Annotated in this window: 17 protein-coding genes; 6 read left to right on the top strand and 11 right to left on the bottom strand. The window is 72.4% G+C overall.

Annotated features, from left to right (window positions below):
* The first annotated feature begins 64 nt into the window (after positions 1 to 64).
* Genes IH26_RS0112135 through IH26_RS0112125 form a run of 3 tightly spaced genes read left to right on the top strand, consistent with a single transcriptional unit; the run spans position 65 to position 2,082 of the window.
* Positions 65 to 385: a hypothetical protein gene (locus tag IH26_RS0112135; protein ID WP_030436262.1), complete on the top strand. Its 321-nt coding sequence runs from the start codon at positions 65 to 67 to the stop codon at positions 383 to 385.
* Positions 386 to 418: 33 nt separating this feature from the next.
* Entirely contained in the window at positions 419 to 1,288 is an 870-nt protein-coding gene (locus IH26_RS0112130; RefSeq protein WP_030436261.1) for an ABC transporter ATP-binding protein, read from the top strand.
* Positions 1,285 to 2,082 carry an ABC transporter permease gene (locus IH26_RS0112125; RefSeq protein WP_030436260.1) on the top strand — a complete coding sequence of 266 codons (798 nt, stop codon included), beginning with the start codon at positions 1,285 to 1,287 and terminating at the stop codon, positions 2,080 to 2,082. The genes IH26_RS0112130 and IH26_RS0112125 overlap by 4 nt, the downstream gene beginning before the upstream one ends.
* 822 nt (positions 2,083 to 2,904) lie before the next feature.
* Here IH26_RS0112125 and IH26_RS0112120 read toward each other — a convergent pair.
* The 4 genes from IH26_RS0112120 to IH26_RS0112105 are packed head-to-tail and all read right to left on the bottom strand — an operon-like array spanning position 2,905 to position 8,171.
* Entirely contained in the window at positions 2,905 to 3,654 is a 750-nt protein-coding gene (locus tag IH26_RS0112120) for a hypothetical protein (RefSeq protein WP_030436259.1), read from the bottom strand.
* On the bottom strand, positions 3,641 to 6,184 hold the full coding sequence (locus IH26_RS0112115; protein ID WP_030436258.1) for an FtsK/SpoIIIE domain-containing protein: 2,544 nt from the start codon (positions 6,182 to 6,184) through the stop codon (positions 3,641 to 3,643). Before IH26_RS0112115 ends, IH26_RS0112120 begins: the two co-directional genes overlap by 14 nt.
* A gap of 38 nt (positions 6,185 to 6,222) precedes the next feature.
* Positions 6,223 to 7,548 carry a hypothetical protein gene (locus IH26_RS0112110; RefSeq protein WP_030436257.1) on the bottom strand — a complete coding sequence of 442 codons (1,326 nt, stop codon included), beginning with the start codon at positions 7,546 to 7,548 and terminating at the stop codon, positions 6,223 to 6,225.
* An 8-nt stretch (positions 7,549 to 7,556) separates the two neighbouring features.
* On the bottom strand, positions 7,557 to 8,171 hold the full coding sequence (locus tag IH26_RS0112105; protein ID WP_030436256.1) for a DUF4126 domain-containing protein: 615 nt from the start codon (positions 8,169 to 8,171) through the stop codon (positions 7,557 to 7,559).
* 54 nt (positions 8,172 to 8,225) lie between these two features.
* On the opposite strand from IH26_RS0112105, the gene nucS reads away from it, so the two are divergent.
* A complete protein-coding gene (nucS, locus tag IH26_RS0112100) occupies positions 8,226 to 8,885 on the top strand; it encodes an endonuclease NucS (RefSeq protein WP_030436255.1) in 660 nt (219 codons plus the stop codon).
* A 179-nt stretch (positions 8,886 to 9,064) separates the two neighbouring features.
* On the opposite strand, the gene IH26_RS0112095 is transcribed toward nucS, so the two are convergent.
* From IH26_RS0112095 to IH26_RS0112085, 3 genes are read right to left on the bottom strand one after another with little or no spacing between them, the layout of a single operon-like run.
* Positions 9,065 to 10,570, bottom strand: a complete 1,506-nt coding sequence (locus tag IH26_RS0112095; protein WP_030436254.1) for a DUF6297 family protein — start codon at positions 10,568 to 10,570, stop codon at positions 9,065 to 9,067.
* Positions 10,567 to 11,214: an ABC transporter ATP-binding protein gene (locus tag IH26_RS0112090; RefSeq protein ID WP_030436253.1), complete on the bottom strand. Its 648-nt coding sequence runs from the start codon at positions 11,212 to 11,214 to the stop codon at positions 10,567 to 10,569. The genes IH26_RS0112095 and IH26_RS0112090 overlap by 4 nt, the downstream gene beginning before the upstream one ends.
* Before the next feature lie 18 nt (positions 11,215 to 11,232).
* On the bottom strand, positions 11,233 to 12,726 hold the full coding sequence (locus IH26_RS0112085; protein WP_030436252.1) for an aldehyde dehydrogenase family protein: 1,494 nt from the start codon (positions 12,724 to 12,726) through the stop codon (positions 11,233 to 11,235).
* 49 nt (positions 12,727 to 12,775) lie between these two features.
* Between IH26_RS0112085 and IH26_RS0112080 the strand changes: the two genes are divergently transcribed.
* Positions 12,776 to 13,114 (top strand): hypothetical protein, encoded by a 339-nt coding sequence (locus IH26_RS0112080; RefSeq protein WP_030436251.1) that lies wholly within the window; start codon positions 12,776 to 12,778, stop codon positions 13,112 to 13,114.
* Between the two features lie 52 nt (positions 13,115 to 13,166).
* On the top strand, positions 13,167 to 13,997 hold the full coding sequence (locus tag IH26_RS0112075; protein WP_030436250.1) for an alpha/beta hydrolase: 831 nt from the start codon (positions 13,167 to 13,169) through the stop codon (positions 13,995 to 13,997).
* Here the strand turns inward: IH26_RS0112075 and IH26_RS0112070 are convergent.
* The 4 genes from IH26_RS0112070 to mce all read right to left on the bottom strand — a co-directional run bounded on the left by IH26_RS0112070 (position 13,957) and on the right by mce (position 18,771).
* The gene (locus tag IH26_RS0112070; RefSeq protein ID WP_051807994.1) at positions 13,957 to 15,108 is read right to left on the bottom strand and encodes an AI-2E family transporter; all 1,152 of its coding nucleotides are present in this window, start codon (positions 15,106 to 15,108) and stop codon (positions 13,957 to 13,959) included. The genes IH26_RS0112075 and IH26_RS0112070 overlap by 41 nt on opposite strands.
* Before the next feature lie 6 nt (positions 15,109 to 15,114).
* Positions 15,115 to 16,536: a coiled-coil domain-containing protein gene (locus tag IH26_RS0112065; protein ID WP_034214923.1), complete on the bottom strand. Its 1,422-nt coding sequence runs from the start codon at positions 16,534 to 16,536 to the stop codon at positions 15,115 to 15,117.
* A 241-nt stretch (positions 16,537 to 16,777) separates the two neighbouring features.
* Positions 16,778 to 18,061, bottom strand: coding sequence for a DivIVA domain-containing protein (locus IH26_RS0112060; protein ID WP_030436247.1), 1,284 nt, complete (start codon positions 18,059 to 18,061; stop codon positions 16,778 to 16,780).
* Positions 18,062 to 18,309: 248 nt separating this feature from the next.
* On the bottom strand, positions 18,310 to 18,771 hold the full coding sequence (gene mce / locus IH26_RS0112055) for a methylmalonyl-CoA epimerase (protein ID WP_030436246.1): 462 nt from the start codon (positions 18,769 to 18,771) through the stop codon (positions 18,310 to 18,312).
* Between the last annotated feature and the right edge of the window lie 15 nt (positions 18,772 to 18,786).

The raw sequence follows: 18,786 nt of genomic DNA, 5'->3' as shown, positions 1-18,786 counted from the left end.
GGCCTCGCAACGTGCCGTGGTGACCCTACGATTTCCGGCGAAACGGTCGTGGGGAGGCGACGGCATGACGCGCACGGCGATGGCTCCGTCCGCGGAGGAGATGCAGTGGGCGATGGCCGAGGCGAGCGGTGAGGCGCTCGCGGTCGCGCCCGGCTGGTTCCGGGCGTGGCCCACGGCCAGCCAGAAATTCTCGGCGGTGAACATCCGGTCGTCCACCCAGCTGATCGTCAACCACAGCCGGGAGGACGACCGGCACCCGAACAGCTGGACGGTCCGCGCCCTGTTCGGCCCGCACGCGGTCGAGCTGCACGTCGGCCCGTACGAGACGAAGGAGGAGGCCACCCTCGTCGCGCACGCGATCCTGACGCTCGCCTATCGAGCGTGATTCTTGTCGCACCCACCCACTAGGTTCGTCGGCATGGATGCCATCCGGGTGCGCGGCTTGCGCAAGGCCTACGGGGACAACGTCGCGGTCGGCGGGGTCGACCTCGACGTCGCCCACGGCGAGGTGTTCGCGCTGCTCGGGCCCAACGGCGCCGGCAAGACGACCACTGTGGAGATTCTCGAGGGCTATCGGCGGCGCGACGACGGCGAGGTCAGCGTGCTCGGCGTCGACCCGGCGGTGGCGCAGGGCCGGCGCGGCACCGGCCCGGTGGCCAAGCGGTGGCGTGAGCGGCTCGGCATCGTGCTGCAGGGCACCGGCGAGTTCGACGAGCTGACCGTCGGCGAGGTGGTGCGGCACTTCGCGCGGTTCTACCCGGGCGCCGACGACCCGGCGACGGTGATCGAGCGGGTCGGCCTGGCGGAAAAGGCGACGGCCCGTACGCATACGTTGTCCGGCGGGCAGAAACGCCGGCTCGACGTGGCGCTCGGCATCATCGGGCGGCCCGAGCTGCTGTTCCTCGACGAGCCGACGACCGGGTTCGACCCCGAGGCGCGGCGCGAGTTCTGGCAGCTGATCCGCGACCTGCAGGCGGGCGGCACCACGATCGTGCTGACCACGCACTATCTGGAGGAGGCGGAGGCGCTGGCCGACCGGGTCGGGGTGATCGCCAAGGGGCGGTTGATCGCGGTGGACACCCCGCGATCGCTGGGCCGGCGCGATGCGGCGCTGGCGACGGTCTCCTGGCGTACGCCCGAGGGTGGTTGGGAACGCACCCGGAGCGCGACGCCGACGGCCGTGGTGGCCGACCTGGCCGCGCGGTTCGCCGGCGAGGTGCCCGGCCTGACCGTCACCCGGCCCACCCTGGAAGACGTCTACCTCGAGATGATCGGTGGTGCGGCATGAGGGCCGGCCCGGTGGAGCTCGGGGTGGCGCAGGGTGGCCTCGAGGTGCGGCAGTTCCTGCGCAGCCGCGAGCAGGTCATGTTCACGCTGGCCTTCCCGGCGATCATGATTCTGGTGTTCGGCTCGATCTTCAAGGGCACGATCGGCGAGGGCGTCAAGTTCACCCAGTACTTCGTGACCGGCATGATCGGCACCGGCCTGATGACGGCCGGCTTCCAGGCGCTGGCCATCCAGATCCCGATGGAGCGCGACCGCGGGGTGCTGAAACGCTTCCTCGGTACGCCGATGCCGAAATGGGTCTACTTCGCGGGCAAGGTGCTGATGGTCGGCTTCATCGCGCTACTCGAGACGGTGATCCTGCTTGCCGTGTCGTCCCTGCTGTTCGGGCTCAAGCTGCCCGACACCCCGGCGAAGTGGCTGACCTTAATGTGGGTGTCGCTGCTCGGCATCACGGCGTGCACGCTGTGCGGGGTGGCGTTCTCGTCGGTCGCCCGCACCGGCCGCAGCGCGCCGGCGGTGGTCACGCCGGTGGCGCTCATCCTGCAGTTCATCTCCGGCGTGTTCTTCGTCTTCACCAGCCTGCCGGCGTGGATGCAGAACGTGGCGTCGCTGTTCCCGCTGAAGTGGCTGTGCCAGGGGCTGCGCTCGGTGTTCCTGCCGGCGTCGTTCGGGGCACACGAGCCGGGCGGCTCGTTCAACCTGCCGATGGTGGGGTTGGTACTGGGGTTGTGGTGCGTGCTGGCGCTGGCGCTGTGCCTGACCACCTTCAAGTGGACGACCAAGCGCGACGGTTGACCCGCGCCGCTCTTGGCGCCGTGCGCTGTGTCGTCGGCGTTCGTCATTGGCCGCCGCCCGTTGGCCGCCGTTGGCCGCCGCCCGTTGGCCGCCGTTGGCCGCCGCCCGTTGGCCGCCGTTGGCCGCCGCCCGTTGGCCGCCGCTTGCCGCTGGCCGCCGCCTGCCGCTGCGCGCTGCTGCTTGCCCTCACTCCCGATCTAGGAGTGTTGGTGTTTGTGGCGAGCGCGGACTCTCCACTCTTGCGGGCGGCCTTCCGATCTTGACGAGTTCGTGGGCGCGGGGGAGCGTGGCGTTGGCGGAAACTCTCCATTGTTGCGGCGGGCAGCGGGCGGCGGCCAGCGGCGGGCAGCGGGCGGCGGCCAGCGGCGGGCAGCGGGCGGCGGCCAGCGGCGGGCGGCGGCGGGCAGCGGCGGGCGTCGGCAAGCGGCGGCCGTCGGCAAGCGGCGGGCGGTGGCAAGCGGCGGGGGGCGGGCGGTGGCGGGCGGCTGCCTGGCCGACGGGACCGGCGCCGCCTGCCTGGCCGTTCGTGACGGGCTGATGATCGCGGACACGTGCTGGCCGATTCGGCTGTGCGCCGATGCCTGGGCCCAGCAGTGGCACGTCCTACCCCGCGCCCCTGAGCTCCCCACTACATGCGCGACGGTTGAACGGCGTCGCCCCGCACGCGGTCGGGGTGAGCGGCGGCAGGAGGCCGGGTCGACGCCTGCGCCGGCCTGCCCGAGTTGCAGCACAGCCCGGATGCGGGCGGCACGGGGCCGGGACGGCAGCCAGCTCGCCTTGCGACGGCGGGACCTGGCCAGACACGTACGGTCAAGGGTTTGGTCAGTGGGTGGCGGCGAAGGCCAGGGACATCAGCGTCGCCGAGATCATGCCGCCCAGCAGGGTCAGGCCGATGCCGCCGATGTCGAGTTTGGCCTCCAGCCAGCGGTGGGCCGAGACCGCCGCGACCGGGACGCCGGCCGACGGGGCCACCAGGAAGGCGAGCCAGCCGAGGCCGCGCAGCACCGGACCGCCCCACAGGCCCGTCCCGCCGATCGTTACCAGGCCGGAAGCGACCAGGCCGGTCAGGGCCGCGATCAGCGCGCCCACCAGCGGCAGCACCGGCAGCGCCCAGCGGGGCAGCGCCCGCCGGCCGGCCGGGCGAACGGTCCCGTCGATCCGGGCCGCGACCCGCGCCAGCAGTACCCTCGGCGACCCCTCCTCCGGAGAGGACGCGGAGGACGACGGCGCCCGGGGCAGCGCGGCCTGCGGCAGCGTGTCGATCGAGGCCGGCTCCGGCACCTCGCCCAGCGAGCGCATCCGCAGGCCGCGCGCCCGGCGCAGCTCGTCCCAGAGCCGGGCCGCCTCCCGGTCCACCTCGAGCACCTGCGCCGCCGCGGCCCCAGCCCACCGGTCGGCGGAGACCGCGTCCCCCTCGGCCCGGGTCAGCTCGCCCGCCGCCTGCACGGCACTGTCCTGATAGGCCTGCTCGGCTCCGCCCAGCTCGACGTCGCGGCGCCGGGTCGCCTCCGCCAGGGCGCTGACCATCAGCTGGTAGTCGCGGCCGATCGGCTGCCGGTCACGTGTGGTCACTGTTCACCTCGTACGGGATGATCACCTCGGGCGTGCGGTGCACGGAGCGGTCGAAGAACAGCGCCCGGCGGGTACGCGGATACCAGGCCGGACCGCCCGGCTGCGGGTAGAGCGGCGCCAGGTCGGCGCCCTGCACGTCGAGCGCCACCCACGCGCCGATCGGGTCGAGCCGGCTCGCCGGGCCGCCGAGGCTGTCGCGCAGCCGGGAGACCGAGCGCCACCAGCCGAGCACGTGCGTACGCTGCTCCGGCCCATCGGTCAGCAAGCGGCGCAGCGTCCCCTGGTCGGCGCCCGCGTCCAGCGCGTAGCCGAGCACGTAGTGCGGGATCTCCAGCGCCGCCAGCGCCGGCAGCTCGTCGTACCAGTCGGCCGACGGCAGCTCGGCCATCAGCCGGGCCGCCGCCCCGCCCGCGTCCGGGTCGAGGCAGACCACGCTGAAGTGCGCCGGGCCCTGGGCCGCCAGCGACAACGCCGCCGCCGCGAGCACGTCGCACGCCTCGTCGACGCGGGTGCCGAGGACCGCCAGGTTGCGGCCGGGCATCCGGCCCAGGCGCAGCCGGGCCGGGCGGGCGGCCACGTCGATCCGCTCGCCGAGCACCGCGCCGGGCGAGGAGCCGACCGGCCCGTCGGCCTGCGGCACCGGACCGGCCGGCCGGCACTGGGCGGGCAGCACCGGGACCGCGTCGCCGTCGAAGAGCCGGGGCTCCTCGCAGCCGTCCGGGCGCAGCCGCCAGAGCCGGCGCTGGAGCGTACGCCAGACCAGCCGGTCCCCGGCGTCCGGCAGCCGGACGACCAGATTGGCCCCCGCGGTGCCGGACTCGGTGTTGACCACCGCGTGGTGGCGCGGGATGACCGCGGCGGCCAGGTTGTTGTCGGCCAGGATCCGGCGCGCCTTGGGCAGCGCGATCCGGAGCGTGAACTGGCCGATCAGCCCGGAGCGGCCCCACAGCGCCTCGATCCCGGAGACGTCCTGCGACGCGAGGATCAGGTGGATGCCTTGCGAGCGGCCCCGCCGGGCGAGGTCCTCGAGCAGGGTGACGGCCTCCTCGGCGACCGCGTCCCGGCCGCCGAGCAGCACCTGGAACTCGTCGATCACCGCGACAATCCGCGGCCACGTTCCGGCTGGGTCCTCGGCGCGCAGCTCGGCGAGCTTGCTGGCGTCGTGCCGCTTGGCCGCCTGGGCCCGGGTGCGCAGCTCCTCGCCGAGGTGGCGGAGCATGGCCAGGCCGAACTCGCGGTCGCCGTTGACGTTGATGCCGGCCAGCCGCACCTGCGGGAGCCAGCTGGGGTCGCGCGGCCCGGGCACGAACCGGGCGAAGGACACGCCCTCCTTGAAGTCGAGCAGGTAGAGGGCCAGCTCGGCGGGGCCGTACCGGGTGGCGAGCGCGGCCAGCCAGGCGTAGATCAGGTTGGTCTTGCCGGAGCCGGACGGGCCGCCGATCAGCGCGTGCGGCGGGTCGTCGCCGAGCGGCACGTCGATCAGGCTGCCGTCGGTGCTGTCGCCGATCGGCGCGACCAGCCCGTGTGCCGACGACTCGGCCCAGAACGTGGCCGGGGAGAGGTCGGCCAGCTGGGCGGGGGGCGGTCCGGCCCGCATCCGCTCGGCGGTGGCCTTGCAGAACGCGACGACCCGGTCGAGGGGTGGCGGTGGGTCGAGAGAAATCTCCAAATCACCCGTGATGTCGCTTTTTCGTGCGTCGACGTCGATCCGCACGACGGTCGAGTGGTCCGTGAGCCGCAGTCCCCGGGCGATCAGATGCACCCCGCAGGCCACCCCGGTACGGGTGATCCGATCGAGCTGGGCTCTTTGCGAGACGGGCAAATCGTCCATATCTGCAAGAAGGACGACAAGTCGCCACGGCTCGGTCAGCGAACTGCCGGCCAGCACCGTCTCGTTGACCCGGACGATGTGCTCCACCAGGTCGTCGAGCATGGCCCCGAGCCCGCCCGGTCCGACGAAGCTGATCCCGAGCGGGGCGAAGGCGGCGAGCGTCCCGCCGAGGTGTTCCGGGTCGTAGACGGTGAGCTGGATGTCGCCCGGGCGGGTGCTGCCCAGCGCGCGCAGCAACAGCCCGGTGATCACGCCGTCGGCGACCTCGGGCGAGCCGGCGAGGCCGAGGTGCGCGGCGCCGAGCAGCGGGACCAGCGCGGGCAGCGGCGCGGCGTCGTCGAGCGAGAGGGTGCCGATCCGCAGCAGGCTCGGCCGGCCGCCGCGCTCGGGCTCGCTCGGCGCCCAGAGCCGCCAGGGCGCGCCGGCCGCGCCGGTGGCGCTGAGCGCGGCGACCCGGCGGACGTTGCCGGCCAGCTTGGTGGTCTCGTACTGGTAGCGGCGCTGGATGTCGCGGCGGGCGCTGTCGCGCGCCTCGGCCAGCTGGTTCAGGCAGGTCGCGTACGCGTCGCGGACCAGCCGCCGCCGGTTCTGCGCCTCGCCCCGCGCGGTCTCGGCGGCGGCCAGCACCGCCCGGGCGGCGCCGCGCGCCACGGCGAGCTCCTGCCGGACGGCGTCGACCAACGCGTTGCGGCTACCCATGATGGGCGATTTTACCCATTTCGCAGCAAAGGCGTCGATTATGTGCTGCGTGTCGTAACGCGGGTCAGCCAGCGCGGATCCGTGTGGGTCATGTCGTCCCACAGCCGGCGGGCCACGATCGCGGCGCCCTCGTCCTTCCATCGCCGCAGCGTCTGCCGGGGCACGTTGCGCCGCATCCAGTCGAGCGCCAGGCGGGCCTCCCGGTCCAGGCCGTCGGTGCCGCGCTTGCGGGCGTACGGATCGAGCCCGAGCACCACGCCGAAGTAGAGCGCGTTGTAGTGCCGCCACTCGTCCGAGGTCGCGAACCGCCCGGCCGGCCGCAGCCGGTCCACACTCTCCTGCAGCACCGCGCGCAACTCCATGGCCCGGGCCAGCGGCTGCTCGATGGTCAGCCCGGAGAGCCGCCGGTCGACCGCCGGCAGATCGGTCAGCGGGCTGCGCATCAGCCGCCCGAGCCGCCCGTAGTTGTCCAGCGCCTGCCGGGTGAACCGGAGGAAATCCGGCTGGCCGGTGGCGATCAGCCGGTGCCGCTGCCGGTGCCGGGGCAGCGCGTCGGCCAGCAGCAGCAGCGCCCCGCGGTCCTCGCGCAGCCGGTCGTCGTGCCGGAACGCGATCCTGTCCAGCGCCCGGTGCAGCGGCCCGATCAGGCCGATCCCGGTCATCACCGCCGCGAGCAGCACGAACTGCAGGATCCGCACGGTGGTGCTGGTGCTGGCCACGATGGTCAGCATGGTCGGCGCGCCGACGACCGCCACGCCGAGCAGCGCGGCGATCAGCGACCGGATCAGATCGGGCCGCAGCCGCTCACCCACGTCCAGCGCCTCGGCGATCACCACCAGGAAGGCCAGCATCATCAGGTCGACCCCGAGCGCCAGGATCACCAGGTCGGGCGCGCCCAGGTCGACGATCAGCAGCATCGCGAGCCCGGCCCCGTACAGCGCCGCCACCACCGCCAGCGCGGCCGGCAGGATGATCGGCTGCACCTGGTCGCGGAACCGCCAGAGCAGCACCATGCCGCCGGCCAGCGGCGCGAGCACCACGAGCCGGCCGGCCCCCGGCAGGGCCACCGTCATCAGCAGGAACGGCGTCACCAGGATCAGCCAGCCGAGGTCGATCTGCCGCCGCTCGGGCACCAGCCGCGGCAGCAGCGCGACCGCGGTACCCGCCCAGAACAGCGCCGGCACGCAGAAGAAGATCTCCGCCAAGGCCGAGCCAGGATCCAAGGTCCAGATCAAAACCCCGATGGCGTACGCCGCCAGCGCCGCGGCCGCCCGGACCGAGGGACCGCGCGCCGGATCACGGCCGATCAGGTGGCAGGCCGCCCACCAGGCGAGGGCGAAGGCGGGTACGGCGACGGCGGGCACCGGTGAAGTCAACCAAACAGGCGGGCCGTCTCGGAAGACGCGCTTTGCCGCTTTCGCCGCCGCCGGCGGACCACCGTGATCGCCAGCCAGACGAACAAACCGATTCCGACCAGCACCAATATCGGCATCAGCAGCGCCAGCGCCGACATCAGCGCGCTGCCGAAGTCTTCGATCGTGCTCACCACCGGCGCGCCGAACCCGGCCGTGCTGACGTTCACCACCGGCCGGGCGGTGGCCTTCACCCCGTGCACGCAGAGCGCGATCAGCACGCCGGCCGCGACCGGCACCCACTGATGCGAGCCGAAGAACGAGCCCGGGTTGCTCACCGTCACCGTCTGCGCCCCCGAGCCGGCGCCGAAGGCGAGGCCGCCCGCGGTCGGCCGCACCACGGTCTGCACCACGTCGTTGGCGTGGTCGACGACCGGCACCTTGTCGGCCACCACCTCGACGGCCAGCAGGATGCCGAGGATCACCAGCACCCAGCCGTTGGACAGCCAGGCCCAGCCGTGCGGCAGGTCGACCACGTGGGTGTAGCGGGCCAGCAGGCCCATCATCAGCAGGGGGATGTAGGCATTCAGGCCCGCCGATGCCGCGAGCCCGGTCCCGGTCAATGCTTCCAGCACGAACCCAGCATGGCACTCAAAGGCCACTCGGTTCGGATCCGCTACTGTCGTCCGGTGCGTCTGGTCATCGCGAAATGCTCGGTCGACTACGTCGGCAAGCTGTCCGCCCACCTGCCCCCGGCGACCCGCCTGCTGATGGTCAAGGCCGACGGCTCGGTCTCGATCCACGCCGACGACCGCGCCTACAAGCCGCTGAACTGGATGAGCCCGCCCTGCAAGCTGCAGGAGGCGCCTGGCGTGTGGAAGGTGGTGAACAAGGCCGGCGAGGAGCTGCGGATCACCCTCGAGGAGATCTTCCACGACACCTCGCACGACCTCGGCATCGACCCCGGCCTGGTGAAGGACGGTGTCGAGGCGCACCTGCAGGAGCTGCTGGCCGCCCACCCGGAGACCTTCGGCGACGGCTGGACCCTGGTCCGCCGCGAGTTCATGACCGCGATCGGCCCGGTCGACCTGCTCTGCAAGGACGCCGACGGCGCCTCGGTAGCCGTCGAGATCAAACGCCGCGGCGAGATCGACGGCGTCGAGCAGCTGACCCGCTACCTCGAACTGATGAACCGCGACCCCCTGCTCGCCCCGGTCCAGGGCATCTTCGCGGCCCAGGAGATCAAGCCCCAGGCCCGCGTCCTGGCCACCGACCGGGGAATCCGCTGCGTGGTGGTCGACTACGACAAGCTACGCGGCATGACCCGCGACGAATTGACCCTCTTCTAGCAAACGGAAGATCAAATTCCCTATATCGTAGGGCCCGGACGAGTCCCGCCTTTTCCGGCGAGCTTGCTGCCGTCCCGGCCCCGTGCCGCCCGCATCCGGGCTGTGCTGCAACTCGGGCCGGCCGAGCCAGGCGCGACTCACCCACCTGCCGCCGCTCACGGCCGCGGATCCGCCGCGCGCTAGCGGGAGCTCAGCTCCACGCGGTCGGTGGCGGTGGTGCCGGCCAGGTAGGCGCGGGCGCCGACGCCGCCGACCACGGCCTGGACGACGACGCTGGTCCACGACAGCGGGTGGTGCTGGGCGATCGCCACCAGGGCGGGCAGGCCGAGCAGCAGGGCGTCCGGGCCGATCGCGGCGTTGACCAGGGGGCCGGTGGAGACCGTCCCCATCGGCGTGTCCAGGGGTAGCAGCTCGTTGCGGACGAAGCCGACCCGGGCCCGGCGGATCGCGGCGACGGCCCCGACCGGGCCGAGGGTGAGGCCGAGCGCCCACCATGGGCCGGTCGGCAGGTCGCCCAGGGCGGAGAGCAGGCCGAGCGAGGCCGCCGACCACAGGGCGGCCAGCACGCCGGGAACCCACATCCGCTGCAGCACCGCCTGGCGGGAGGTGAGGCCGAGCAGGCGGAGCAGGACCGGGTTGCCGGCGTCGGTCTTCGCGTTGCCGGCCGAGGTGGTGGCCGCCATCAGAGTGCCGAGCAGGATCGCGATGCCGACCAGGGCGGCGGGGGCGGCGGCGAGCAGGACCGGGAGGGCGGCGGCCAGGGCCAGCCAGAGCAGGCGACGACGGCGGCGGGCCACCAGCAGCAGGTCCTGGGTGACCAGCACCGGGAGGCGGGCCGGGAAGCGCACCGAGCGGAGGTGGCGGCGGGCCCAGTAGCGCCGCTCGATCATGTCGGTGAGGAAGGACGGCTCGACGCCGAACGCCGAGTCGAACAGCGTGCCGGCGGTCTTCGCGGCCTCGAGGATCCGCTCGTTCGGGGTGCGTGCCAGACCCCGTACGGACCAGGCGAACAGCAACCCGACGACCAGCGCGAGCGTACCAACCAGCGGAAGCAGCGTCGTGGCGGAGGGCCATCCGCCCGCCGCGACCGAACCGGTGGCGGACGCGTCGGTCACCAGGCCGGCCAGGCCGGCCGCCAGCAGCAGCGAGATCACCGCGTCGAGCCGGTCGCCCCAGCGGCCGCCGGCCTGCGCGGCCAGCGCGACCAGCAGCAGCGCGATGCCGATCAGCGCGGCGCCGGTGCCGAGCAGCGCCACCTCGCGACCGCCGAGGGTGCGCGGCGCGGCGTGCCCCACGATCGCCAAACCGAAGAGGGCGCCCACGACGGCCGCCACGATCGCGGCCAGTCGCAGCGACGGCAGCAACAGGCGGCGACGGCTCACCGGCGCGGGCAGCAGCCAGGACGCCGCCGGACGGCTCAGCGCGAGCGGGCCGAACCGGCGCAGCGCCAGGTAGAGCAGGCCGAACAGAACCGGGATCAGCGACGCCGCGGCGAGCCCCGAGGCGTTCGGCGCGGACGGCCAGAAGACCACGGCGAGTTGCTTGTGCACCATGCCGCCGACGATGGCCACGAACAGCAACGCGAAGTAGATGTTGCCGGCGGTGGCCCCGCGCTCCCGGTGTGCCGACTGGCGGCGGCCGATCCACCGGCGGATCGGGGCGAGCGGGACGGTGACCGTGCTCATGAGGGGTCCGGGAGGAGCGACTCCATCGTGGTGACCGCCGCGCCCGAGGCGGCCGCGAACGACTCGTCGTGGCTGGCCATCAGCAGCGAGCCGCCGTCCTCGAGGTACTGGGCGAGCAGCGCCGCCACCTCCTTGCGGCCGTCCGGGTCGAGGCGCTGCTCGGGCTCGTCGAGGATGAGCAGCGAGCTGGGCCGCAGCAGCGCGCAGGCCAGGGTGAGCCGCTGCTTCTGCCCGGAGGAGAGCGACGGCGGGATCGCGTCGCCGTGCCCGGCCAGCCCCAGCCGGTCGAGCGCCTCGTCGATGCCGGCCTCCTCCGGGTCCTGGCCGTGCGCGCGGCAGACCAGCTCGGCGTGCTCGTGCACGGTGAGCCCGGGGTACCAGGTCGGCGGCTCGACGGTGGTGACCACGGCCCGCCAGAACTCGGGGGTGGCGCCGGGGGCCGCGCCGAAGACCCGGATGGTGCCGGAGTCGGGCTGCTGGAGGCTGCTCACGCAGCGCAGCAGCGTCGACTTGCCGATGCCGTTCTCGCCGGTGACGCAGACGCCGGCGCCGGCCGGGACGGTGAGCGCGACGCCGACCAGCACGGGCGTGGAGCCGTAGCTGACGTGCAGGTCCTCGACCTCGACGGCGGGATGATCGACCACCCCGACAGCTTACGAGCCCTAGGATTTGCGCCCGTACAGCATCCGCACCACCTTGACGATCTGCTTGACCTGGGCGGGAGTGCGCTCGAAGGTCGTCGACGGCAGCAGCGACCGGGCCCGGCGTACGGTGATCGCCTTGGGCCGGGCGAACTCGCGCAGGCCGTCCTCGCCGTGGATGCGGCCGAAGCCGGACTCGCCGACGCCGCCGAACGGCAGGTTGCCCATGCCGACGAAGCTGAGCGTGGAGTTGACCGCCACCATGCCCGAGCGCAACCGGCGGGCGATGCGCACCGCGTTCTTCTTGCCGAAAACCGCACCACCGAGGCCGTACGGGCTGTCGTTGGCCAGCCGCACCGCCTCGTCCGCGTCGGCGACCTTGGTGATGGTCAGGGTCGGCCCGAAGGTCTCCTCGCGGATCTCCGACGAATCGGCCGGGACGTCGACCAGCACGGTCGGCGCCACGTACGGCGGCTGCACCGCGCCGACCCCGCCCAGCACCGCCGTGCCGCCCTTGGCCAGCGCGTCGTCGATGTGCTCGCGGATGACGTCGATCTGCCGGGGCATGGTGATCGGGCCGATCTCCTCCCCGGTGCGCAGCTTGCCGGCCCGGGCCACGATCTCCTTGACCAGTTGGTCGTAGACCGGGGCCACCGCGTACACCCGCTCGATGCCGATGCAGGTCTGGCCGGCGTTGGTCATGCCGCCCCAGACGGCCGCCTCGGCGGCGGCCTTGACGTCCGCGTCGGCGTCGACGATCAGCGCGTCCTTGCCGCCCGCCTCGATCACCACCGGGACGAGATTTTCCGCGCAGGCGGCCATCACCTTCTTGCCGGTGGCGGTCGAGCCGGTGAACGACACCTTCCCGACCCCGGAGCGGCACAGCGCGCCGCCGACGTCGCCCAGGCCGTGCACCGCCTGCATTACCGGCTGCTCGGGCACCACCTCGGCGAACGTGTCGACCAGCCACTGGCCGACGATCGGGGTGTACTCGCTCGGCTTGAAGACCACCGCGTTGCCGGCCGCGAGCGCGCCGCTGATCGGGCCGATCGGCGTCAGGATCGGGTAGTTCCACGGGCCGATCACGCCGACCACGCCGTAGGGCAGGTACTCCAGGTGGCCGGCGTGTTCCGCGAGCAAGATCCGGGTTCTCGTACGCCGGGGCCCGAGCACCCGCTTCGCGTGGTGGGCGGCCCAGTCCAGGTGCTCGACCGCGGCGACGGCCTCCATGATCGCGTCGTTCCGCGGCTTGCCCGCCTCGAGGCCGGTGAGCTGGGCCAGCTCCTCGATCCGCTGGACGATCAGCGAGCGCCAGCGGATCAGCCGCTCCTTGCGGCCGTCGAAGCCGAGGGACTGCCACCAGGCGCCGGCCTCCTTCGCGCGCTGGACGGCGGCGGCGACCGCGGCGGCGTCGGCGACCGGGACGCGGCCCGCCTCCTCGCCGGTGGCGGGGTTCGTGGAGATCAGCACGCCGTCTTCGATCACCGGCACGCCGGGAACGCGAGTAGCCGTCATGTGCGGAGTCTACGGCGGTTGTTACCCGTCAGTCACTACGTACGCTTGACTGGTGCCGCGCCGAAACCACCCCCGCCGTCGCCCCGCCTCGGACGCTCCCGAGCAGCTGGCGGACGAGCGCGTGCGCAAGGGCGTCGACGGCGTCCAGCAGTGGCAGGACGGGGAGTGGATGGTGCGGTCGATCTTCGGCGGCGCGGCCACCAAGGCGTACCGCTGCCCGGGGTGCATGCAGGAGATCCGGGCCGGGGTGGCGCACGTGGTGGCGTGGCCGGCCGACGAGCGCGGCGACCTCACCGACCGGCGGCACTGGCACACCGGCTGCTGGAAGGCGCGTGACCGGCGCGGCCCCGGGGTGGAGCGCTCGCGCAACGCCCCGAGGTATGGGTGAGCCATCCGACCGCCCCGCCCACCGCCCAACAGAGGACTGAAGGCCTTCCCAAATGAGTAGTAGTCAGATCCGTGCGAACTCCGTCCTGCCCGCGCGCCGGGAGGACATCGAGCTGCATACCGCCGACGGCCTCACCCTGGTCGGTGAGCTGGCCCGCCCGCTCGGTCGCGACCCGGTCGCCACGCTGGTCTGCCTGCACCCGTTGCCCACGCACGGCGGCATGATGGACAGCCATGTCTTCCGCAAGGCGGCCTGGCGGCTTCCGGCGCTGGCCGGCATCGCGGTGCTGCGCTTCAACACCCGGGGGACCAGCAGCGTGCGCGGTACGTCGGAGGGCTCGTTCGACGGCGCGGCAGGCGAGAAGTACGACGTGGCCGCCGCCATAGAATTTGCCGATTTTTCCGAATTACCGAACATTTGGCTGCTGGGCTGGTCGTTCGGCACCGATTTGACCCTGATGCACGGCCTTGACCCCGCGGTGGTCGGAGCGATCTTGCTCTCGCCGCCCCTGCGGTTCTCGACGCAGGACGATCTGGAGGCCTGGAAGAAAAGCGGCAAATCGCTAACGGCCTTGATCCCCGAGTTCGACGACTACCTGCGCCCGGCCGAGGCCGCTGCCCGATTTGCCGGGGTAGCGGAGATTGTTCCGGTAGATGGGGCGAAACACCTCTGGGTCGGCGACGCCGAGCGCGTACTGAACGAGATCGTCAAGCGGGTGGCCCCGGAGGTACCCACCCCGCTGCCGACGACCTGGGACGGGCCGATGGAGAGCGGCGACATGAACGCGTACGCCGACCGCACGGTGGCCGCCTTCGCGGACGTCCCCGTCCCCGGACCGCTGCTCAGCGAGCCTCCTGACTCGGCACCACGACCTCGCGAATGATCAACTGGACGGCGGCCACCATCGGGATTGCCACCAGCGCGCCGACCACGCCGAACAGCGCCACCCCGAGCAGGGCCGCGACCACCGCCGCCACGTCGCTCACCTTCACCGAGCGGCGCATCACGCTCGGGTAGATCAGGTAGTTCTCCACCTGCTGGTAGACGATGAAGAAGACCACGCAGACCAGCCCGGCGGTGAGCGAGGAGGCGAAGCCCACCAGGCTCACGATGACCGCTCCGAGGGTGGCGCCGATCTGCGGGATGAGGTCACAGACGGCGACCACCACGGCCAGCGCGAACGGGTAGGCGAGCCCGAGGATCAGGGCGACCACGAACGAGCTGAGGCCGGCCACCACGGCGATCGCCAGCGCGCCCACCATGTACGCGCCGACCTTGGTCAGGATCTCGTCGGTGAGCAGCCGCACCCGGGTCCGCCGGGAGGCCGGCACCAGCGAGTACGCCGCCTCGCGCAGCCGGTCGAAGGCGGCCATGAAGTAGATCGTCAGGACCAGCACGGTGAGCGTGTTGAAGATCGTCCCGAAGATCAGCTTGGCCCCGCCCACGACGCCGCCGACCGCGTTGCCGACCGTGCCCGCGTTGACCGCGCTGGTGACCTTGGTCATGATGTCGTAGCGCACGATCAGGTCCTTGATCGTCTGGTTGCGCTGCAGCTGGGAGACGTAGTCGGGGACGTTCTTGATCAGCGCGTTGGTCTGCGTGACCAGCGGCGGCACCAGCGCGATGATCGCGCCGACCAGCAGCGCCAGCACGACCAGCGCCACGATCGCGACCGCGCCGCCGCGCGGGACGCCGCGCCCGCGCAGCCAGCTCACCGCCGGGTTGAGGCCGATCGCCAGGAACGCGGCGATGAAGATCAGGACCAGGATCGACGCGGCGTTGCGGACACCCAGGAAGATCGCGTACGCGAGGATGATCCCGAACCCGCCGAGCAGGCCGATCATGAACGGGTTGCGCCGGTCGATCGGCGGCCCCGGGCGCCCGAAGCGCCCCTCGCGCTCGTCCTCTTCTACCGAATCCTCGGCGGGCGCTTCATCATCTGCGGTCACCGCGGTATTTCCTCCCGCCGGTCTATTTCGGCGGGAATCTATCATCGCCGGTTAATCGGCGTCCGCTCCCACGCGGGTCGCGGGCGGAACGGTGACCTTCGCCGATGCGGTGACCTTGGCCGCGTGCTGGCCGACCGGCTCCTCCGCCGCGTGCGCCCCGACCGGGCCGCCGGCGACCGACTTCTCCTCCGGCCGGACGGCGTCGTCGCCGTCCTTGTCATCCTTGTCGTCGGGGGAGGCCGCGGCCGCCAGCACCGCGGCGGCGGCCAGCTCGGCGACCCGCTTCGCTTCCTTCTGCACCTGGCGGCGGACGTCGGCGGCGTGCCGCTCGGCGGCCTCGCCGGCCTTCAGCGCCTCGGCGACCCGCGCGGTCTCGCTCTCCAGCTCCTTGCGCACCTCGGCAAGGCGCTTCTCGACCTGCTCGGCCTCCTGCCGGCCGGCGCGGGCGCGCTCCTGCGCGTCGGCGACCTGGCGCTCGGCCTCGGCCACCTTGGCCTGGGCGGCCTCCAGGTCGGCGGCGGCCTTGGCGATCTTCTCCTGCTGGGCGACGATCTCCTTGCGTACGGCGGTGGCCTGGTCGTCCGAGCGGCGCAGCACCTCCTCGGCGTACTGGTCGGCCTCGCTGCGCAGATCGGCGCACTGCTTCTCGACCGCCGCGCGCTGCTGGGTGAGCTCCTGGGCGACGGCCTGGCGGCGCTGCCCGAGCTCCTGCTCCAGCGCGGCCTTCCGTTCGTTGTGCGCCCGGTCGGCGTTCGCCCGCTGGGCGGCGATCTCCTGCTGGTTCTTCTCCCGGAGGGCCTTGATCTCCTGGTCGGCCTGCATCCGGGTGGACTGGGCGTAGCCGTCCGCCTCGGCGCGCACCCGGTGGGCGTCCCGCGCGGTCTGCTCGGTGAGCTGCTGCGCGTCGGCCCGGGCCCGGTTCAGCACGCCTTCGGCCTCGAGCCGCATCTGCTCGGCCGCGTGGCGGGCGGCGGCCAGCGCCTTCTCCGCCGCGACCCGCTTGGCGGCGTCGGCCCGCTCCTCCTCGGCGCGCCGGGCGGCCAGGGCGATCTCGAAGTCGCGGATGCCGTCGCGGGAGTGTTTTTCCGCCTCGGCCCGGATCCGCTCGGCCTCGGCCAGCCGGCCGGCGATGTCGTCGGTGGCCGACTCCTTGATCGCCGCGGCCTGCTCCTCGGCCAGCAGCAGGATCTGCTCGACCCGCGGACCCAGGTGGTGGAAGGTGACCTCGGGCCCGATCCCGCCCTGCCGGCGGGTCTGGGTGATCTCCTGCTGGAGCCGCTCGATCTGCGCGGCCATGCCCTGTATCTGGGCGTAGGCCTGCTCGCGTTCGGAGGCCAGCGCGGCTATCTCGTTCTCGGCCCGTGCGACGTACCGCTCGACCTGCTTCTTCTCATAACCCCGCAGGGCGGTTTCGAAGCTGGGCTCGGTGGCCGCGTCTCCGCCAAGACCGAAGATTTCACCGCCATGCGACATGCTGTCCATCCTCACATACGCATCGTCCGGTCTGGGAGGGATACACACCGTCCTGGGCGGAGTATGCGTCTAGTTGTGATTTGTCTGAGCCGGCTCGTCGAGAGCAAGGCTACGCGCGCAAAACGAGTCAGGCCGCACCGGAGAAACTCCGGTACGGCCCGCATCGATGGCTAACGGCCGACTGAACTACCGTCGCGCACCCGAACGGATGACGCAACCGGAGAGCTCAGTGGCGAACGACTCAGGAGTTGGACTTGGCGCCCACCGGCTTGTCACCAGCGCCGTTACGCTCCGCCTCCGGCGAGCGCTGGGCTGGAGTCTCCGGCTTCGCCTCGGGCTTGGCGCCGCCCACCCCGGGCACCAGGCCGGAGAGGCCGGACAGCATCTGCCCGAGCTGGCTGGTGACCTGGTCCTTCTGCCGGGTGAGGTCTTCCACCTCGCGCTTGGCGGCCTGGGTGGTCAGCTCGGCCTCGGTGCGGGCCTCGCTCATCAGGCGCTGGGCCTCGGCCCGGGCCTCGGTCACCGTCTTTTCCGCGAGGGCGCGGGCCTTCTCGGTGGTCTCGACCGCGTTGCGCTCGGACTCGACGCGGCGCTGCTCGGCGCGCTGCTCGATCTCCTTCGACCGGTCCTCGGCGGCGCTCGCCCGCTGCTCGGCCTCGGCCACCATCTTCTGCGTGGCGCTGACCTGGGCGGCGTGCCGCTGCGACTCCTCGCGCTCGGCCTTCTCCCGCCGCTCGGCGATCTCCAGCGCCAAGGCCTGCAGGTCCTTGTCGCGCTTGTCGCGGGCGTCGGTCAGCAGCTTGGTCGCCTCGGCGCGCTTCTCCTCGGCCTCGCGGGAGGCCTTGGCCCGCAGCTGGGTGATCTCCCGCTCGGCGGTGGCCCGCAGCGACGCGACCTCACGCTCCACGGTCGACTTCAGCTCGGCGACCTCGTGCGCGGTGACCGTACGCAGCTGCTTGGTCTCGCGGTCGGCATCCGACCGGAGCGTGTCCGCCTCGCGCCGGGCCTGGACGCGGGCCTCGGCCGCCTCCCGCTCGGCGTGCGTGCGGACCTGGCCGGCCTCGCGCTCGGCGGTCGCCTTCATGGCGGCGGCCTCGGCGCGCGCCTTGTCGGTGATCTCACGGGCCTCGAGCCGGGCCGCCGAGAGGATGCCCTCGGACTCCCGCTTCGCCTCGCTGCGGTGATCGTTCGCCTGTTCCTCGGCCAGCCGCAGGATCTGCTCGACCCGGGTGCCCAGCCCGGAGAGCGTCGGCCGGTTGTTCTCCTCCAGCAGCTTGTTGCTGTCGGCGAGCTTCTGCTCCACGGCGTTCAGCCGCTGCTCGGCCTGGCGCAGCCGGCGCTGCGCGTCGTTCATCCGCTGCTCGGCCTCGCCCTGGGCCTGCTGGGACTGACTCAACGCGCCGACTAGCCGGCCCAGATGCGCGTCCACCTGGCCGCGGTCGTAGCCGCGGAGGACGACAGTGAAGTCGTGCTGAGAGTTCGCCCCGTCGAAAAAGGGCATGTTCTGGTCCTGCTGCTGAGGCATTGGGCCATCCTGGCGAAGACGCACCAGCCACGCAAGAGCGGACAGGCATCAGAAAGGATACGTAGATCAGCAATGAGCAGCCTCGGAGTGACCGGCGTCCACCGTTCGGCCGGTGACCGTGAGCCACCCCGTCACCTGCTGAATCCGGGCCACCGGTGATCGGCCGCGCGGTCGCGTCACTCGATGGCGCCGATCCTGCCAGGCCAGGGGCCGGTCCGACAGGATGATTCACCCGTAAGGCGGAGTAATTACGCGGGCTCCACCAGCTCCACCAGAACCCCGCCGGCGTCCTTGGGATGCACGAAGTTGATCCGCGAGCCGGCGGTGCCCCGGCGCGGCGTGTCGTAGAGCAGCCGCAGGCCCCGGGCGCGCAGTGCGGCCGAGGCCGCCTCGACGTCGGCCACCGTGTAGGCCAGCTGCTGCAGGCCCGGTCCACTGCGGTCGAGGAACTTGGCGATCGCCGAGTCCGGCCGGGCCGGGGCGAGCAGTTGCAGTCGCGGGCCGGCGCCGTCGCCGACCGCGAGCATGGCCTCGCGTACGCCTTGCTCCTCGTTCGTCTCTTCGTGCACGACGCGCAGGCCGAAGGTCTCGGCATAGAAGGTCTTCGCCGCGTCGAGATCGGGCACCGCGATGCCCACGTGATCGATGCGCAAGAGGTCCAGGCGAGGGAATGTGACATTCTCAGGGGCGCTGGATGAGGCCTCAGTCATGCCACTAGTCTTACT

It is taken from the genome of Actinoplanes subtropicus (assembly GCF_000721705.1).
GTDB classification, from domain to species: Bacteria; Actinomycetota; Actinomycetes; order Mycobacteriales; family Micromonosporaceae; genus Actinoplanes; species Actinoplanes subtropicus.
Note: the sequence above shows the minus strand (reverse complement) of the source record. Positions and strands in the feature narration are given on the sequence as shown.

Coding starts and splice junctions, on each gene's coding strand:
- IH26_RS0112135 (WP_030436262.1), top strand. CDS start 65: ATGACGCGCACGGCGATGGCTCCGTCCGCGGAGGAGATGCAGTGGGCG.
- IH26_RS0112130 (WP_030436261.1), top strand. CDS start 419: ATGGATGCCATCCGGGTGCGCGGCTTGCGCAAGGCCTACGGGGACAAC.
- IH26_RS0112125 (WP_030436260.1), top strand. CDS start 1,285: ATGAGGGCCGGCCCGGTGGAGCTCGGGGTGGCGCAGGGTGGCCTCGAG.
- IH26_RS0112115 (WP_030436258.1), bottom strand. CDS start 6,184: ATGGGTAGCCGCAACGCGTTGGTCGACGCCGTCCGGCAGGAGCTCGCC.
- IH26_RS0112095 (WP_030436254.1), bottom strand. CDS start 10,570: ATGAGCACGGTCACCGTCCCGCTCGCCCCGATCCGCCGGTGGATCGGC.
- IH26_RS0112085 (WP_030436252.1), bottom strand. CDS start 12,726: ATGACGGCTACTCGCGTTCCCGGCGTGCCGGTGATCGAAGACGGCGTG.
- IH26_RS0112075 (WP_030436250.1), top strand. CDS start 13,167: ATGAGTAGTAGTCAGATCCGTGCGAACTCCGTCCTGCCCGCGCGCCGG.
- IH26_RS0112070 (WP_051807994.1), bottom strand. CDS start 15,108: ATGATAGATTCCCGCCGAAATAGACCGGCGGGAGGAAATACCGCGGTG.
- IH26_RS0112065 (WP_034214923.1), bottom strand. CDS start 16,536: ATGTCGCATGGCGGTGAAATCTTCGGTCTTGGCGGAGACGCGGCCACC.
- IH26_RS0112060 (WP_030436247.1), bottom strand. CDS start 18,061: ATGCCTCAGCAGCAGGACCAGAACATGCCCTTTTTCGACGGGGCGAAC.
- mce (WP_030436246.1), bottom strand. CDS start 18,771: ATGACTGAGGCCTCATCCAGCGCCCCTGAGAATGTCACATTCCCTCGC.